11 protein-coding genes and 1 other RNA gene are annotated in these 17,695 nt (G+C 40.5%); 5 read left to right on the forward strand and 7 right to left on the reverse strand.

Annotated features, from left to right (window positions below; genetic code table 11):
• Nucleotides 1-245: 245 nt before the first annotated feature.
• Nucleotides 246-5,114, reverse strand: a complete 4,869-nt coding sequence (locus IPN35_06665) for a hypothetical protein (GenBank protein ID QQS59233.1) — start codon at nucleotides 5,112-5,114, stop codon at nucleotides 246-248.
• 245 nt (nucleotides 5,115-5,359) lie between these two features.
• Here IPN35_06665 and gap point away from each other — a divergent pair, with 245 nt between their 5' ends.
• The 4 genes from gap to IPN35_06685 all read left to right on the forward strand — a co-directional run bounded on the left by gap (nucleotide 5,360) and on the right by IPN35_06685 (nucleotide 10,218).
• Complete coding sequence (gap, locus tag IPN35_06670) at nucleotides 5,360-6,367, forward strand: type I glyceraldehyde-3-phosphate dehydrogenase (GenBank protein QQS59234.1); 1,008 nt, start codon at nucleotides 5,360-5,362, stop codon at nucleotides 6,365-6,367.
• 17 nt (nucleotides 6,368-6,384) lie between these two features.
• Nucleotides 6,385-6,705: a hypothetical protein gene (locus IPN35_06675; protein ID QQS59235.1), complete on the forward strand. Its 321-nt coding sequence runs from the start codon at nucleotides 6,385-6,387 to the stop codon at nucleotides 6,703-6,705.
• A gap of 111 nt (nucleotides 6,706-6,816) precedes the next feature.
• An RNA gene (gene rnpB / locus IPN35_06680) (RNase P RNA component class A) lies at nucleotides 6,817-7,194 on the forward strand.
• Nucleotides 7,195-7,821: 627 nt separating this feature from the next.
• The gene (locus IPN35_06685; protein ID QQS59236.1) at nucleotides 7,822-10,218 is read left to right on the forward strand and encodes a HEAT repeat domain-containing protein; all 2,397 of its coding nucleotides are present in this window, start codon (nucleotides 7,822-7,824) and stop codon (nucleotides 10,216-10,218) included.
• A gap of 31 nt (nucleotides 10,219-10,249) precedes the next feature.
• Here the strand turns inward: IPN35_06685 and IPN35_06690 are convergent, their stop codons facing one another.
• From IPN35_06690 to IPN35_06705, 4 genes are all read right to left on the reverse strand, one after another.
• A complete protein-coding gene (locus IPN35_06690; GenBank protein QQS59237.1) occupies nucleotides 10,250-10,855 on the reverse strand; it encodes an RlmE family RNA methyltransferase in 606 nt (201 codons plus the stop codon).
• A 46-nt stretch (nucleotides 10,856-10,901) separates the two neighbouring features.
• A complete protein-coding gene (gene rsmG / locus IPN35_06695; protein ID QQS59238.1) occupies nucleotides 10,902-11,564 on the reverse strand; it encodes a 16S rRNA (guanine(527)-N(7))-methyltransferase RsmG in 663 nt (220 codons plus the stop codon).
• Nucleotides 11,561-12,148 carry a 3-isopropylmalate dehydratase small subunit gene (leuD, locus tag IPN35_06700; protein QQS59239.1) on the reverse strand — a complete coding sequence of 196 codons (588 nt, stop codon included), beginning with the start codon at nucleotides 12,146-12,148 and terminating at the stop codon, nucleotides 11,561-11,563. Before leuD ends, rsmG begins: the two co-directional genes overlap by 4 nt.
• 91 nt (nucleotides 12,149-12,239) lie before the next feature.
• Entirely contained in the window at nucleotides 12,240-14,678 is a 2,439-nt protein-coding gene (locus IPN35_06705) for an S-layer homology domain-containing protein (protein QQS59240.1), read from the reverse strand.
• Between the two features lie 61 nt (nucleotides 14,679-14,739).
• Between IPN35_06705 and tsaE the strand changes: the two genes are divergently transcribed.
• Nucleotides 14,740-15,816 carry a tRNA (adenosine(37)-N6)-threonylcarbamoyltransferase complex ATPase subunit type 1 TsaE gene (gene tsaE, locus IPN35_06710; protein ID QQS59241.1) on the forward strand — a complete coding sequence of 359 codons (1,077 nt, stop codon included), beginning with the start codon at nucleotides 14,740-14,742 and terminating at the stop codon, nucleotides 15,814-15,816.
• Nucleotides 15,817-15,860: 44 nt separating this feature from the next.
• Here tsaE and IPN35_06715 read toward each other — a convergent pair whose 3' ends face one another.
• Together IPN35_06715 and IPN35_06720 are read right to left on the reverse strand one after the other, a co-directional pair.
• Entirely contained in the window at nucleotides 15,861-16,970 is a 1,110-nt protein-coding gene (locus IPN35_06715) for a prohibitin family protein (protein QQS59242.1), read from the reverse strand.
• An 8-nt stretch (nucleotides 16,971-16,978) separates the two neighbouring features.
• Nucleotides 16,979-17,620: a DUF333 domain-containing protein gene (locus tag IPN35_06720; protein QQS59243.1), complete on the reverse strand. Its 642-nt coding sequence runs from the start codon at nucleotides 17,618-17,620 to the stop codon at nucleotides 16,979-16,981.
• Between the last annotated feature and the right edge of the window lie 75 nt (nucleotides 17,621-17,695).

Genomic DNA, 17,695 nt, shown 5'->3' on the forward strand with positions numbered 1-17,695 from the left:
GTCTGCTTTTTAAAAGGAGGGGAAGAATTCATATTTGAATGGCGGAAAAAATACGAATGTTTTTTAAGAGTGGCAGAAGAAAAACCAACTGGAAAACACGAAGGGCTCTTTGAATTTAAAAAATAACCCAAGAACCGCGCCGAGTATGACACAATTCCCTCTCTTTTTCAATGGAAATGAATTGACTCAAAAATGGATCATGGCAAACCGCATACAAGAGATGGTGTTGCAAATAAAATGTCCTCCTACTGGTAAAGGTTCGGCGGTTGCGTTGGTGTTGCTGATTCTCCTCTCTGATATGAAAATGAGGCAATGCTTGATGACTCTTTGTGGTCGTCACTGTATATTTTTCGTGTTGTTGAAAATGCTTTTTTCATAATGCGTAGTGCTCCTTCTGGATTCTTTTCGTAGTAATTTCTCAGGATTTGCCCAATACTCTGAAGCACTCCTTCTTTATCGGTGGCAAGCCGGCGAACTTCTGCTGTGACTGATCCGGGCATTTGTTGTTCAATGGTATGGAGAAAATGTTCGGCATTTTGCTGTTCTTCTTCTCTGGTGGTTGTTTTTGCATCTAAAAAAGAAAAAAAGTCGATACCAGTTGCTTGAAGAATATCGGTATGACGGTCTAAAAAGTCTTTTCCTTTCTCGGCCTTTCCATTATCTGCTCCATAACTAGAAGCCATGCGCGCTCGTCCATTGAGTTCGGTGGGTCCGAGGGTATGAAATTTATCTTTTCCGTAGGCGTTACCGATATTAAACATTCTTCCGCCACCATAAGCCATAAAAGCCGTGGTGTATTCAATATGTTCTGCAAACTTCTCAAAAAGATCTTTTTCGTCTGAAAATTCTTCTGGATGTCTTGCCATAGAAGAAATATTCATAAGCATACCAACCATCATGTTTGGGTAGGCGGTGGGGTCGTGTTGCGATTTTCCCGTGTTTATTGTGGAGAAGTGTGTTTTTGCAGTGTTTGCATTTCCAATCGACCCCTGCATCACTGCCATGTCATGATCCCACCCTCCTGTAGCAGCAGATTTGATAATACGCTCCCTAATATCAGAAAGGGTTAGTACATGTGTATAAAACCACTCTCGAAAATCATTCGGCATAGAACCAGGTTCGTTTTTATCGGAAAAAACTTCTCCAATTCCACTCAGATACTGCGGTGTTGCTTTTACCTGACCAAACCAACGAATAGGAGCATATTGGTTATGATTTGCTCCCTCCATTTTTTTAATGTTGTCCATTGTTAAAAGTCCACGACGCACTCCTTGAACAAGGTTCCAAAACATAAGAATAGGGTCGGTATTTGATCCTTTAATATCAAGTTCAACGTATGCGTAAAACCGACTGGGATCGACATTTTCCCCATTCGCTCTTTTTGTAAGCATATCAGCGATGCTTTTTTTGTAGTTCAAATCTCCAGATGCCATATCGGCATATTCATTCTTTTTACCCTCAACAGACGATCTGTTTTTTCGTTCGGTGCTTGGGTAAAAATCCTGATCCCAGATAGCACCGCACGCACGATTGAGTTTGGCGCGGAGTGAAATTTGGTTGTTAGCGTCCGAGGGGAGAAATCGTGCGACATTTTGAAATTTCTCTAGTCCTCGCCAGATATTTTTATCCGTCCAGTCAATGGCACCGAGTTCTGAAAGTCTTAAAAGACATGCTTTCAGTTCGTCTTTATTTTTACTCTGAGAAAGAACACCCATTACTTGCCAAGGGTCCATTTGGTCGAGTGCTTTTTTATAATTCCCCACTTCATCTGCCTCCGCATTTTGAATGTTATTATTAAAATCACTTCCGAGAGCGGTGTTTCCGAAAATTGCTTTTCCTGCTGTTCCCGATCTTAATTTTGATCTTCGCTCATATTTTCGTTTGGTATATTCCTTAATGGTTTCCCACATTCTTCCTATATCGGCAAGTGAAAGAAAAGTGGTATTATTCCAAAGATCTCCTAAAAATCCTCCTTTTTCCTGTTGTGCATCAGCAATACTGCTGAGCGCTCCGTTCACCTCATCTTCCAGTGTACTCGTATCTTCAAGAATCTTTTTAAAATCAACATCGGGTGTGTATATGGCTTTTTGTAGTGCTTCTAATTTCTCTCTTACATTTTGAATATATTCACCTGCTCCTTTTCCACCTTCTTTCTCAATATCGGGAAGTTTACTCAAGATGCTATTTTTTCGCTGTTCAAACTCAAAATGATAATAATTTTCTCCATCAGTTTTTCCCATTTCCTGATCTGGGCTTTCTTTTGAAGATTGAGTGTTGCTTGCTGCGAGGAGCCCTTTATCCAAATTTTCTGGTTCTAGTGTTGCTATGGAATTCTGCATTTCTTTCCGAAGGTTTTTGACATAGTTCTCTCCGAGACAGCGTTGTATTTCCCGAAGAATATCTTGCATTTCTGTATCCGCATTCCCTGCCAAAAGATGTGCGAGGAGTTCGGTTTGTATTTCTTCTCGATTTCCAAAGGCAGTTTCTTTCCAGAGTTTTCCCCAACTTTTGTGATTTTTTCCAAGTTTTTTGGAAAATTGCTCAATGAGAGCTTTTCCTCCTTCTGCGTTTTGAAGATCGCGGAAGAGTTGCTTGGAAAATTTTGTCTTCCCTGAAAAATCTGCCAAATGGAGAATTTCGTGAGAGAGCGTTTGGAGAATTATTTTCTTTCGTTCGGGATTGATGTTTTCATCAAAGAGAATTTGATAATCGCTTTGGCGGAGAAAAATATGACAGACATTTTTCTGCGGAACATGGAAAATCGCAATCGTTTCGTGAGAATACTCTTTTTCGAACATGTCATCCTGAATAGGTTTGATCACGTTTTCCCCGACGATATTCTTGATTTCTCGAAGGTTTATCACCTCTGTTTCGTTGGGATATTCCTCGAGTCCCCAAGACAGAAGGGTGTGAAACCCCTCTCGTATTTCTCTTCCTTTTTCCTGGAGCTTGGCTGTGTTTTTGAGCGAAACAGGATCTTGGCGTGTTTTTCCAAGTATTTCGAGTCCTTCTCGGAGTTGCTCAGAGACGGATAATCTTGGCTGATTTTGCGCATTTCGAACGCGTTGTTTTATGTTCTCTTGTGCTTCTTTCAACGAAATTCCCTTCTCTCTCGCCTCTCGCTCTCTCTGCTTTTGAAAGAGAGGGGAATCCTCGTCAATTTCTGTCGGTTCTGGAGAAATAAAGAGAGATTGAAGAACCTGCTTTGTTTTTTTAATATTCGCGACTGCCAGAGGAAGGTCGGAGGTTGCAATATTCTCGAGTACTTTTTGAAATTCTTCTGGACTTGTACTGAGGAGTTCTGCGGCAGATTGTGTGTCTTGAAGCAATTGTCGCGCATTTTTCGAAAGCCCCTCTTTAGGAAAATTTCTTATTTCCTCAAATATCGACTCAAGTTCTTCTTGAGAAATATTCAGCTCTTCTAATGGATGCTTTGGAAGTCCTTCTTCTCGAATATCTTTTCCGTTCATACCATCAACAGCATTCCAGAGACTCGATTTTACGAGATTTTCCATTTCTTTTGCGGCAGAGAGAAGCACATATCGTCGTAGATCCCCCCCTGCTTCTACAAAGGGCTCGGTAAGTTCGTGCGAGCAAAATTCCTCAAAAAGAGTTTTGAGCTCCCCTTCTGAAATATGTTGAAGTTCAGGGTGTTTTTTGCAGGCGATGAGAAAAAATTTTTCTTGATGCAACGGATCTGCAGTGGAAATACTCGAAAGACTTTTTGCCACTTGTGCTACTGTCTTTTCTGAAATTCCTATTTCTTTTGCCCATTCCTGAACACATTTGAGTTCATAAGTTTTGGGGATATGTTCTTCATTTTGAATCGCTTCTTCTTTGGCCCCTGAAGATTGTGAAGCAGAAAAGCGATCATCGGATGCTTTTTCAATTTCGGCATAAATTTTTGGAATATCCTCGTTAGTTTCTTTAATATGTTTTCCTGTGGCGCCTACAGCTCCACTGAGGAGATGGTGAAGCATTCTTATTTCTTCCTGTTCGCTTTTGGTAGAATACTTTATGTCTGCTTGTAAACTTGCGAGAATTTCTTCTTCGCTTCCCTCTTGTGCCAAACGGAGAAGAAGTTCGATCCGTTTTCCTTTTCCGAGAATTACTTTCGTCGCTATATTTTTCCATTCTTCTGGATTTTCAGGACTATCCTGTGCTGCCATTTCTCCTACTGCGGGAAGAAAATCGCTCACAAGTTGGGAAATATCTTCCCATATTTCTTTGAGTTCTTCTCCACATTTTTTAAGAGCTTCTTCGGTATTGTGCTGGATTTCTGTAAATACCAAAAATGCCAATTTTTCCATAAGTTTTCTCTGCTGAGCTCTCGTTTTTGCTTGTTCATTCGCTATCATTTCTTGGGCTTTCCGCGAAATGTCGGGGTTGTTGAGTATGGCAATTTTTTTGAGCATGCTTTCGGCAGGAGTTTTTTGGTTTTGAGAAACTTCCGCTTCTTCATTGAGCTTCTTTTTTCCAATCATTTCCCTGCCCTGTGTTGCTGTTTCAAAATAATTTTTATCCACCTCTTCTCGTGCCCCTTGTACATTCATTTTTCGTGCCCAGTCGATCAAATTTGCTGCATTTTCTCGAGCGGTCTTTGGAATATTTTGAAGAAGCTCTGCGGAGAAATAGCTTAGCACAAATCTTCGCACATCCATTCGTATATTTGGGTCTTGTGCTAAATTCCAGAGGAGATCGAAATATCTGCCGAAATAATCTCGGCGTTGTTTTTCGTCCCATGATTCCTCTCCTTCTTTGAGAATTGCTTGTGGAGTAGATTTTGTAAAGAGTTTTCGGAATTCAAATTGAATTTCTCCTGGTTTTTCGAGAAGTGCGATCATCTCTTTTTTATCTTTTTCTGCGCTCAAAAACGACTCAAGAGTTCCTCGAGTTTCGGGTGATAGGAATTTTAAATTAATCCCTTTTATTTCAAGCAAATCATTTTCATGTAGTGTTCTTTGTTGTGCGATACCAATATATTTCTGTGCTTTTCCTTCTGCTATTTTTCGCAATTGTTCCTTTTCTATTACTGTGATTTCGGGAGTTGTTTCGATTTCTATTGGGCTTCCTCCTCCTTGTCCAGACGATCTAGAAGTATTTATGTTCCACACGGGACGCGACTCAAGAAGAAAATGAGAGTCTTTTCTTTTTTTGTTGAAACAAAAGCCTGTATATGACGAGATTAAGAGTGGTGTCATTTTAGGGTATTTTATCACATTTTATTGTTTATTGCAATTTTTTGTAACTCATTTTTTCTGTTCTCTTTTGAATATCTTTCTCTCTTTTTTCCGCAGAGAAAAAGCATTTTCATTCCCCTAAAAAAATGTTACAATGTCAAGTGTCTTTTTTTTCTCCCATGACAAAAAAAATTGCTATTAACGGCTTCGGTCGTATTGGTCGTATTGCAACGCGTATTATTTTTGAGCAGAATCTTCCGCTTGAAGTTGTTGCTATTAATGATCTCACTGATACTGCAACACTTGCGCATCTCTTTGCGTTCGATTCCACATTTCGGCGATTTAAAGGTGAAGTTTCTTCGGATGAAAGCAGTATTACTATTAGTGGTAAAAAAATTGCCGCCTTTGCCGAAAAAGATCCTTCACTCCTTCCTTGGAAAGATTTGGGAGTTGATATTGTTTTGGAATGTACTGGCATTTTTTGCAAACGCGCTGGAATGGAAAAACATCTTACCGCAGGAGCAAAACAAGTTATTCTCTCTGCTCCCGCAAAAGATGAAATTGATGGCACTTTTGTGGTTGGCGTAAATGATGGTGATTTTGATCCCGCAAAACACACTCTTCTCTCGAATGCGAGTTGTACCACAAATTGTCTTGCACCAGTAGCGAAGGTTATTGATGAGGAATTTGGTATTATCAAGGGGCTCATGACAACTATTCACTCTTTTACCGGAGATCAACGCTTGCTTGATGCACCACATAGGGATTTGCGACGTGCTCGCACGGCAACTGCTTCTATGGTTCCTACCACTACTGGAGCCGCAAAAGCAGTGGGGCTTGTCCTTCCCAATCTCAAAGGAAAACTCAATGGATTTGCGGTTCGTGTTCCTACGCCAGATGTTTCGCTCGTTGATCTTACTGTAGAGCTTTCGCGTGAAGTTTCGAAGGAAGACATTAACTCCGCACTAAAAAAAGCGTCCGAAACTTCTCTAAAAGGAATCTTAGGTTATGAAGAAAGACCGCTCGTTTCATGCGATTTTATCGGTGAAAACTTGAGTTCCGTTGTGGATGCCAAAAGCACCATGACTATTGGAAGTATGGCAAAAGTAGTGGCATGGTATGATAACGAATGGGGATACTCCCGCAGACTTTGCGATTTAGCAGTGCTCGTAGCGGAGAAGTCCTGATAAGGAATTTTTTTCGCATGAAACTCTTCTTCTTTTTTACCGGTTTTTTTCTTATTCCGCTTTCTGTAAGTGCGGAAGAGATTTCAGCGGAAACAAAACCAGGGGTTATTTCTGAAGAGTTTTCTGAGCAACCTCTCTCTGTTCCTTTTTCATCGGAACCGAAATCAGTTTCGGTTCCCCAAACCTATACGATGGCGGTATGGGCTTTTTTTATTGTGGTATTGGTGGGAGTGCTTTCTTCGGCTCGTCGTCGTTCCCCTAGAAGTGGAGTTTCTCCATCTCGACCAGTAAAAAATACGAGTATTACTAAGCAGTACGAAGGAGATGTTGAAAACTAGTATCTCATTTTGGAATATATTCATCTCAATCTCCTCAGTATAAGTCTTGTAAGTCTTTTGTTTGGAAATTCATTTGTGAAAGCGTATAACAATTCTGATCCTTTGCAGTATCGGCGTAAATATCCGATCGCCCCGCAAATAGCAGGGAGGAAAGTCCGGGCGGCTTCGAATCAGCATGACGGCTAACGGCCGTGATTCCGACTCGTTGGAATACGGAAAGTGCCACAGAGACAATACGATCTCGCTTTTAGCGGGAAAAAGGTGAAAAGTCCTGCCTCAGGCGGGAAGCTCCCGAGTAATCGGGATGGCTCGGTAAACCCCATGTGTCGCAAGGCGGGATGGGAATATTATCAATAAACGGAGATTCGACCGATTGATGGTATTGCCCGCCGCTTGAGTTTTTTTGCAAAAAAGCACGGAAGAGAGATGATCGGACGCTTTTTCGAAAGAAAGAGCTGACAGAACCCGGCTTATCGTTTACGCTGATACTCCAAAGGAAATCTCCTTATTTTTGCAAGAGTGCAAAGGAAATGGGACAAGGGATCTTGAGGATTTTTTCCATAATCTTTCTCCAGTACATTATCGGAATTCCAGTCATCTCTCGAAGTCCAACGTAGTATATTTCGCGTTCTTCTGGTATATCTGAGTCCTTTTCCATATACACAATAGGAAGATTATCTGTACAAGATGGGTATATACTTGAATAGTGTAGTAATTTTTTGCGAAGAAGGGCGAGTATTTCCAAAAATTCTCTAACGCTTTCGGGATCACCAAGGTAGTAATATTTTCCACGATTTCTTGCATCGTAATATTCGATCCGATCGCTATAGTCTCTGCCTCTTTTCAGAAGGAATGCAAAAAGTTTCTTATTTTTTCCTTGCTTTTTCCTTCTTGTCAACTTTTGTTTTCCTGATTCAGGTGCGTCTAGACCTCATTTTTGATCATGGTTCTTTTTTGAAAATGGAGAATACAAATAAAAAATGCTATTTTTCATTCCTTTTGAATTTTTGCTGAATTACTTTGTTTTTTTATTAAAATATTGTAAAATATAATACTCTCGGCATTTTTAAGAGCGCATTCTGTTAAACGGAACATTTACATAAAACAAAAAAAGAAATGAATTCTGTAAAAAAATTTCTCTTCGGTAATACTTTTCTAAGTCTCTCTCGAGCAGAGTGGGGTCGTGTTATCCCTGCCTTTTTTGTAAAACTCTTTTTTCAGGTTTCTTTTCTTTCTGCTGGAACAGTACTCCTCGCCCTTTTTGTTGATCGTTATGGTATTTATAATCTTTCCACACTTTTTATTTTTCAGGCTGCTTTTATTATCCTCGGAACCGCTTTTTTTACAGGGTTTTTGCGACGCGCACATCCGAGTACTCTTGTGCTTATAGGAGTTATTTCTGCCGCTATTCTTCTTATCCTGTCAGCGATCCTTTTTCTTAAAAATCCATTTTGGTCTTTTTTTGCACTCCTTATTGCACTCTGTGTCTTTTTGATGCAGGTTTCCATTTGGCTTTCGCTCTATATTGAGAACCTCTTTTCTCCGCTTGAAGGCGAACGAGCTTTTCCTATTCTCGAAAGTGCAGAGCCAATTGGAGGTATTTTTTCGGGAATCCTTCTCATTGCGCTTTCGGGAACGACAGGTATTTTGGAAACACTTGTTATTATTGGGGTGTTACTCTGCCTCATTCCTCCGGCACTCCTCTTTTCTCTCCATCGTCTTCGTTCGATTCCCGTTCTGCGGTCTCATCGTGAAGAGCGTGCAAAAACACGTTCCGCGAGAAGCTTACTTCAGAGCAGTATTCGCATGTGTGCTCAACATCGGTTTTTAATGAGTCTTGGGTTTCTTGTATTTTTGCAATATTTTGCCGTGCATTTTCTTGAGTTTCAGTTTACCTCTGCGGTTGATCATTACACACGCGGATCTCTCGTTGGTCCCGTTCCGCAGGGGTCGTACCACTATGCCGATAATTTGGTGCACAGCTTTGGAAGTATTCAGATTGGAATTTTTTCCCTCCTCCTCCTTTTACAGCTTCTTTTGGCGAGCACTATTCTGAGAAAGATGGGCGTTGTGCGAACCTATGCTATTGCACCTCTTTTTGCTCTTGTTGGTTTTTTGGGAATGACGTTTCATTTTGGTTTTTTGACCGCCATTTTTGCAAAAATGAGTTTTGAAACGGGATACGGTCTCGGAAGAAATGCTTTTCTCAGTAGTTTTTATGCGCTTTCCGAAAATATTCGTGATGAAGCACGAGAGGCACTTGAGGGTATTGCGCGTCCTTTGGGAATTCTTTTTGGAACTATTCTTCTCGTCACTCTACAATTCTTTTTTTCTACATCACATTTTCTCATCATCTCTTCGGGAGTACTTGTTGGAAGCGCCACACTTTCTCTTCTTATGATTTCTCGATTTCGAAATCACTATACGCAAACGAGTCGACGAAAGCTTGAAAACAAAGATAATCTTTCCGAAAAGATGGACGCCATCGAGATATTAAGTCAGCCCGGTCATCGTAATGCTATCGACACTCTTTCTGGAATCTTGTTTCAGAAAGATGAGGTTCCAGAAGTTCGCGTAAAAACTCTTCAGGTTATTGGGCGCATGGGAAATGTTGATGCTATTCCCGCAATTCTCTCATGCTTCCGTGATTCAAATCCAAGTGTGTGTCTTGAGGCGGTTCGTGCGCTTGGAAAATTTAAGAACCTTGGACAAGATTTTTTTCTTGAAGCGATTTCTCGATACAGTGTTCAACAAGAGCTCAAGGAGCTTTTTGTTTCCGGCAGAAGTACCGAACTTAAAATAGAAGTGATGAAGGTGCTTGCAAATTTTAAAGATCCAGAAACAATTCCATTTCTGCTCCGTGTTTTGCGTTCAAAAGACCCAGAAATTCGTGCTGAGTGTGTTTCGGTATTTGGACTCTTTCATGATATTAGTGTTGTTTCCCATCTTCAGCCACTTCTTTCTGACGTAAATCCAAAAGTGCGTGCACGTGCCATTGCAACACTTTGGCAGTACCCCTCTCTTCGTCTTCGTCTTGTGCTCGATATTCATTCTCTTCTCGAATCTTCTCAGGATGAGGAACGTATTGCTGGCATGTATTGTGTAGGAGAGGTTTCTTTGGAGTCGGAAAAGAAATGTCTCTATCGCTTTTTGTATCATCGAAACGATCAGCTCCGAAGGAGTGCCGCTATTGCGCTTGCCAAAATGAATGATCCGGTTTCGGTGGAACATCTCGTTAATCTGCTTTTTCATCAAAAGAAAGAAGAGGGACTCAAGACAAAGAAAATGCTTGGAGTTATTCAAAATGAAACGAGGAAGTGCATCGATCAAGAGAGTTTTCTTCGGGCAAATCATTCTATTATGAAGCTACTCCAAAAAACGAAAACGTCTATCTTGGAAAATCTCAGAGAAGGGGAACTTCACGATCTCCTTCATATTTTTCACCTCATTGATGCAGAGCGTGAAGTTTGCAAAATTCGAATGGTATTAAACCAAAGAGCACTTGCCGTTTAAGAGATGTGATTGAGATAAGTTCGGAAGCATTCTACTTTTCAACATCTCTCTTTTGAGGAAGAAAAGCGATTCCAATGAGAAATGTCTCTCGGCTTCGATCACGACTTGCATCAGGTTTAAAGACCTTTGCCTTTCGAAATCGCGCTCGAAATATTTTCCAAAAAGCGTCAAAATCTTCTCCAACAAATATTTTTAAGAGAAGATTTCCGTTTGGTGGCAAAATTTTTTCTGAAAGAGAGAGGACGCGTTCGCAAAGTTTAACGGAATGAAATTGGTCTGCATCTGAAATGCCGCTGGTTTTTGGTGCCATGTCACTGGTGATGACGTGAAATGGGGATTCTTGGAGAAGTATTTTCTCTACTTCTTCAGAAAAAATATCTCCCTGAAGAAGAGTAACACCCGAAATAGGATCGGTGTGCTGAAGATCAACACCGATAAGCTTTTTTGGCTGAGCGCGTGATAAGATTTGCAAAAAACTTCCAGGAGCACATCCTAAATCGAGTATAACTTTGTTTTTTGGGAGGAAGTCAGGGAATTTCTTTAAAATTTCTTCCAACTTATATGCACTTCTGGCGCGAAGTCCGTCTTGCTTTGCTTTTCGAAAAAAGCCGTCTTGCGGATTGAATCGTTTTGGCATAGGAACAAGATATAATTGAAAGACAGGAGGAAGTAAAATATAGCTCTTAGGAAAGAGGATTCTTTTTCGGAACTCCTATTTCTCGTGGAAAACGAGAAGGTGTTTTTCCGGTTTTTTCAAAAACCCAAAGAACTCGTTTTTCTCCTTCTGGAAGGCTGTATTCCTTTTTATGAATACATTTTATGTTCAACTGTGAGACAATTTTTTCATCTGAACTATCGTATTCTGGTCCACGATATGCAAGAAAAAGTCCTCCGGTTTTCACAAATGGGGTGGCAAGTTCCGCTGTAACAAGGAATGGGGCAACAGCGCGTGCAGTAACACTGTCGAACTGCTCTCGATAGTGTTGGTTTCGTCCAAATTCTTCCATTCTCCCTGTGAGGAGATTACTGTTATCAAGGTGAAGTGTTGCGATCATTCGAGAAATAGCATCTATTTTTTTTCGTACAGAATCCATGCCAAAAAATTGGTGTTGTGGAAAAAGGAGCGCAAGAGGAAGAAATGGAAAACCGCCCCCTGTTCCAATATCAAGTACACGTTTTGATGGTTGATTCTCAAAAAATTCAGATGAAGAAAGAGAATCAATAATGTGCTTGTTCCACACTGCTTTTTCATCCCGCAATGAGGAGAGATTTATTTTACTGTTCTCTTCTAAAAAAACGGAAATAAGCTTTTTGAGGAACTCTTTTTGAGAATCTGTGAGATTCATTGCGCTCGAGAAACAAGGGGAAGAAATGGTTTTCGCGCTCCTTCTTTTTTCCGAATTTCTTTTTCAAATTGTGCGAGGTAGTCTGTATCGCTGAGTCCCTCGAGGAGACGTTTTTTTGAAAATGGTGAAATATAAAATTTCCATGTTTCTTTGTTAACGCTCACAAGCTCATCCGAGAGATTGACGGTTATTTCTTCATATTCATCTTTTGGATGAAGAAGCCGTTGTACAACATCTTCTGGAAGAACAATAGGGAGTAATCCATTTTTTTCTGCATTTCCTCGAAAAATATCTGCAAACTCAGAAGAAATAACTACCGAAAATCCCGATTGTACAAGTGCCCATGGGGCGTGCTCCCTGCTCGATCCGCATCCAAAATTTGCTCCAGAGACAACAATTTGTGCGTTCCGAAATTCCGTTCTGTTCATGGGAAAAAGTGGATCTCTTCGGAATTCGGCGAAACAGCCATCTCCAAGCCCACTCATATCGGTTCCCTTGAGGTATTTGGCGGGGATGATGAGATCGGTATCAATATCTTTTCGAGGAATGCGAACTGCTCGCGAGGAAAAGGTTTCAAATGTCATTGGGGGATTTACAGCGAGGAAAAGTATGAGGGTGTCGCTTTGGTTTTGTCAAAAAAGAGGGGAGTCCCCATCACTACAAAACAAATAGAGATTACAAATTCAGCACTCGAAACACTGCTTCTGCGACTTCTGCTCGAGTCATAATCTTTCCCGGTTCAAACTGATTTCCAAAATCGAGTAATTTCTTTTCTTTCGCAAATTGCGCGGCGGTTTCATACCAAATATTCTGAGGAACATCAGAGAAATAAGTTTTTTCAGAAAGGTGTGATCCGTTAAATGATCTGGCGAGCATGGTAAAAAGCTCCGCGCGGTTGATGTTGTTTGCTGGACGAAATGATCCATCAGGATACCCTTCGATAATTCCAAGTTCTGCCGCGGTTTCGACATACGGTGCAAACCACTCATTTTTTGGAACATCAGAAAAAACACCGCCTCGCGCTGATTTTGGTTCTTTATGAATAGCAAGAAGCATTACTTTTGCAAATTCTGCACGATTAATGCCATCGTTGGGGCGAAAAGTTCCATCTGCATTTCCCGAGAGAATTCCTGCATCTTTCAGAAAAGAAATGGCGGTAACGTTTTTGTAGTTTGTAGGAATATCTGAAAAAATGGAAAGAGTACTTGCTCCAGTTTCTGTTTTCTCTTCTCCTTCTTGAAGTTTTTCAGAAACGCCAACCAGTACGCCCGACTGAATCTTTACGACAATATTCTCTTTTGAAAGAGGGAGAACTTCTACCTCTGCTCTTCCATTAATAAAATCGTCTTCTGTAAGTGTTTGCGGTGTTATTTTCGCTTTTCCAGAGAGAAGGGTGAGCTCTGCTTCTCCCAAAAATCCGTTTGGTGTTCGATTCCCGTTTTTGTCAATGGTGGTGAGGGAGATGGTTTCTGCTTTTCCCATCCGAAAGCGCTCATCAGTTTCGACGGAAAAACCAACAGGTTGTTCGGGGGCTTCTATAACAGATATTTTTATGGATGAATTTGGAAAGCGAGTCAGAAAAATTTCTGCTGTTCCGACATCTCTTCCAGCAAGATATTCTACAGTTGCTACACCATTCTTAAAGTAGCGTGGAAGAAGCATCTTTGGATTTACTTCACCTCCTCCTTTTACCTGTATTTCGAGTGAATCGGAAAATTCTGGATTATTCAGCACTTCTCCTTTTGCGTTGAGGAGTGAAATATCCATGGTAGTACGCTTTCCGACCCGAATCATATCTTCTCCACCTTTCCACTCGACACGAGCAACGGCATCTGGATTTTCAATGGTTTCCGGAATAACAACATCTGTTTCTGGGGCTCTCAATTCTTCTGTATCTTTTCCCTCTTCGACATTGACACTTGTCTTTGCTGTTGTATTTCCATCTTGAAAGGTAAACTCTATGTTGCCTGCTGTTTGCACAACAACTGGAATTTCTGCTTTTCCATTCTGAAACGAAATGTTTGTTGGAATTTTTGCAGAACCTTTGTTTGCAGAAACTTTGAATGATGTTCCGGTATATTCTTTGAGAATTTGTTTTTGAATATCGAGTACCGTAACAAGGAAAGTGACTATTTCCCCTGGGAGTGCGGAACTTTTATCTGCCTTAACAACAATTCTTCCGAGACTATCTTCTGGAGCTATTTCTTCTTCATCTGAAGAAGAGATGGTGGTGGGAGAGCTCAAAAATTCTTGTACCCAAATGAGGGGGTTAGTAGTATTTTCGAGAGCCTCTTTCTGGCCAAGTCCAGCATCAATTGCTTCAAAAAAATTCAAATTTTCTGAGCTCGCTTGTGCGCTCGAAAATGGCCACCAAGGATGATAGGGGGCAGAACTTCGATCAATTTGAAAGTGAAGGTGTGGCGTTGTGGAAAGACCAGTATCTCCTGAATAGCCAATGAGATCGCCCTTTTTTACAGTATTGCCTTCTTTAACGACGACTTCTGAGAGATGGGCATATCCCGAAAAGAGAGTATCCTTTCCTCCTTCTACGAGTGGTGCATTTGGATGTTTGATGACAACATATTTTCCAAACCCTGTTATGCGACTTACCGCGCTTTCTACAACTCCATTTGCTACAGAATAAACAGGGGTTCCAATAGGAACACGAATATCTACTGCAAGATGACTTCCGGAAAATTCTTTGTGATCCATTTGGTAACTTCCCATATATACCGTGGAATAGGTGATACATGCATTCTGATACGATGTATTTTCTTGTGAACAATCTTTCTCGAGTTTTTTGGGATCATATTTGGGGAGTGCGATGAGATCGGAACTCCGATATTCACTATATGCCTTCGTATTTTTCCCACCTGTTTTTTTCCAGTCTGGCGCATATTGCACGGGAAGGGTGGTTCCGTCGAATTTTGGAATGCTCAAAATACTCGCCCGATAAAATTCTGTTCCTTGTTCTGCAAAAAAAACGAACATCATCAATGTGAGTGTAATAATTATGTAGCCAAGAATGGGGCGTCGCTCTAAAAAACCAATACTTCCAAGAGAACGTTTTTCTGGGGAAATCTGTTTTTTGTGTTTTTGTTTCGGCATTGTCATTCAAAATAGTGTACCATGAAAATCAGGGTATTGTACTCCTTGCTCCCTTTTTTTTCAAGAGGTGAAAATTGTGCTCTCAGAAGTAAAGAACACAGAACTTTTCGGTGAAGAGTTGGGACGTCGTGTCTTTCTTCGACCACATTGGGGAAAATGTCTTTTTCTCTCTGGGGATCTTGGTATTGGAAAAACAGCACTCCTCAGAGGATTTTCGCGCGGTCTTGGTGTTCGGGAAAATGTCGCAAGTCCTTCATACGCGCTCATGAGTGAATATTCGCTTCCAGAAAATTCACATGGTCTTACGACTTTTTCTCATGCCGATGTTTATCGCACCGAAGAAGGCTCTGCTCTTGGGCTTTCGGAAATAGTGGAAAAAATAACAGATCCAAAAACGGTGCTTGCTGTGGAGTGGGCAGAAAAAATTCCCACTGCATTTTTCCCAGAAAAGTACATTTTTCTTCGTATGAAGCTTGCTTCCGATGAAATACAGCGAGAAATTGATATTCATTTTCACGATGCTGGTATTCCAAGTGATGCGGAGATTGGTACTATAATTCGTGAACTCCAAACACCAATACATGTTCAGGAACATATTGAAAAGGTCACAAGAGTGGCACTTTTTCTTGCAAATAGGCTCATACAAAATGGACTTCCGGTAGATGTTCTGTTGGTGCGCGCCGCCGCACTTCTTCATGATGCTCTTCGGATTATCAATTTTTCGGAAATTCAAGAGGAGAAATTTCACGAAGAGGTGACTCTTAAAAAGAGGGCTCTTTGGGAAGCACAAATCAAAAAATATAGTTCACAGCATCATGCATTTGCCATGGGATCCTTTTTACGAGAAAAAGGATACATTGCTGTGGCAGATGTTCTTGAAAAACATTGTACGAGAGCTATTCTTGAAGAAATGACTCTTGAGGAGCAGTGTATGTATTTGGCAGATCGATCGGTGATGGGGAACAAGATTGTAGGAGTCACCAAGCGTTTTCTTGAGGCGGCGCGAAGAAATGGTCACGAAGAATCGCCAGATTTTGAAAAAATTCGAGAACGTGTTTTTCTACTCGAAAAAGAACTTTTTAAGAAAGCAAAGATTACTTCTGAAGATATTTCGGATCTCGATAGTTCATCATCACAAAAATAAAGGGGGCTTACCCCCTTTATTGGTATTCTCTTTGGAGAAGTTTTTTACTGCTGGATATCTTTAATATCAAGAAGCGGAAGTGCGCTATTTGGCAGAATACCCCACTTTATTTCCGGAGCCATTTTTTCAACAAATTGAAATTGAATAACTTCTGAATTGTTATGGAGTGATTCTCCCTTGAGTCGAATTGCTTCTGCCTCTCCCTCTGCTTCGATAATGGTTTTTTTCTTGAGTTCTTCTGCCTCGAGTTTTCGATTTTCGGCAGTTTTAATTCTTTGTTCAGCAATCACCTTTTCTTCAATAGCAGAGGCAAATTCTGGAGAAAAGGTGATTTTTCGAACAAATACTTCTCGAAATTGAATTCGGTTTTCACCATAAATCTCTTGTAAGCTTTTTGCGATAAAGTCAGTAAAATCGGTACGTTTATCAGAAATAAGCTCCAGAGCATTGAATTTTCCAATAGCATCATATACCACTGAGCGTGCTGCTGGTTGTATTATAGTGTATTTATATCTTTCCTCGTTGATAAATTGTTGGCGTAAAAAAGGGGCATCTTCTGGTGAAATTTGATAGGTAATGGTGACGTCAACAAAAACATCTTGCCCATCTTTACTCCGACCACGCACTCCATCAACATCTTTTTCTCCTTCGTATTCACCTGCCATGGTGAATTCTTGTTTTACTGTCTGGAATTGAGTGGATTCTTGCCAGAAGGGAATTTTTAAATGAAGTCCTTCTCTTTCTGGTTTTGGTAGAACACCACGTCCACGATCAAAAATAACAGCAACATACCCTGGGGAAACACTGATAAAACCATCAATAACAATGAGGATTCCAAAAAATCCAACAATTCCAAGGAAGATTATTTTTCCAAAATGATTTGGCATACGAAGAGGGGGAACAGAAAAAGGGGACTTTTTTTTAACTTCATTTACGGTGATTGGTTTTGTTCTTTTGACACCAAAAAGATCACCAAACTCATCTGAAAGAATATCCCTCAGATCTTTTTTTTGAAAATTATTTTTTGAGAAGAATGGGACGATGATCCAAATAACAAGAATAAAGAAGAAAAAAATCTTCAGCATTACGGGAAGAACAGGGAATATGATAATTCCAAGAAAAATGAGCATCTTTGAAGTATTTCGAAAATTCATGAAAATACCTATGGAGTGTTTGTTTCAGGAGAATCTTGAGGAAGAGCTTTATCCGATGCTGCTTTTGAAGGAGCGTTTGGCGCTCCTTGATCTTCCGATAATATTTCTTCATTCGACATCTCTATTTCTCCAGAAACATCTATTGCCGGAGGGGGAGGGGTGTTTGGTGCACCTATTTCTAGTGCTTGACCTTCTTCATTTAATACCACTGTTTCCTGAAGAGAATCTCCTTGCTGACATTCTTTTGTGAAAAATGCTTGCTCTTCACATTCTGAGCTATCTTCAAAAACACAATATCTCCAGTCTGCTCCGCGCTCATCTCGTCGCACATCAATATATCCTCCGTTTTCTCGGCAATATTCTGTGGCCGGTTCTTTTGCAATGGTCGGTTCACTTGCACAGTAGCTGTTTGTGCACTCTAATCCTGTTTCACAAACGATATTTTGCTGGAGATTGCACGAATCACCTCGTGATACCACCCGCTTCTCTGGTACATCCCTCTTTTCTGACAACACATCTTTTCTCATATTTTTTTCTTGACCTGTTGTCGTTCGCACAGGAGCTTCTTTTTGCTCAGTGCATCCTGGGAGAAAAAGGAGCAAAGAGAGCGACATTCCAATAAGAATACACTTTTGAGAATTGAGAATCATTTTTTTCAGAAAAATACCTCCTCATTCTATTCTGGTCGGAAAAAAAATCAACTGATTTTATGGAATCATGATTGG

It is taken from the genome of Candidatus Peregrinibacteria bacterium, from assembly GCA_016699755.1.
Classification (GTDB): Bacteria; Patescibacteriota; Gracilibacteria; order CAIRYL01.

What these genes read in the sequence shown, in the direction of transcription:
- gap (QQS59234.1), top strand. Translation starts at nt 5,360, where the DNA reads ATGACAAAAAAAATTGCTATTAACGGCTTCGGTCGTATTGGTCGTATT.
- IPN35_06675 (QQS59235.1), top strand. Translation starts at nt 6,385, where the DNA reads ATGAAACTCTTCTTCTTTTTTACCGGTTTTTTTCTTATTCCGCTTTCT.
- IPN35_06685 (QQS59236.1), top strand. Translation starts at nt 7,822, where the DNA reads ATGAATTCTGTAAAAAAATTTCTCTTCGGTAATACTTTTCTAAGTCTC.
- IPN35_06690 (QQS59237.1), bottom strand. Translation starts at nt 10,855, where the DNA reads ATGCCAAAACGATTCAATCCGCAAGACGGCTTTTTTCGAAAAGCAAAG.
- rsmG (QQS59238.1), bottom strand. Translation starts at nt 11,564, where the DNA reads ATGAATCTCACAGATTCTCAAAAAGAGTTCCTCAAAAAGCTTATTTCC.
- leuD (QQS59239.1), bottom strand. Translation starts at nt 12,148, where the DNA reads ATGACATTTGAAACCTTTTCCTCGCGAGCAGTTCGCATTCCTCGAAAA.
- IPN35_06705 (QQS59240.1), bottom strand. Translation starts at nt 14,678, where the DNA reads ATGACAATGCCGAAACAAAAACACAAAAAACAGATTTCCCCAGAAAAA.
- IPN35_06715 (QQS59242.1), bottom strand. Translation starts at nt 16,970, where the DNA reads ATGAATTTTCGAAATACTTCAAAGATGCTCATTTTTCTTGGAATTATC.
- IPN35_06720 (QQS59243.1), bottom strand. Translation starts at nt 17,620, where the DNA reads ATGATTCTCAATTCTCAAAAGTGTATTCTTATTGGAATGTCGCTCTCT.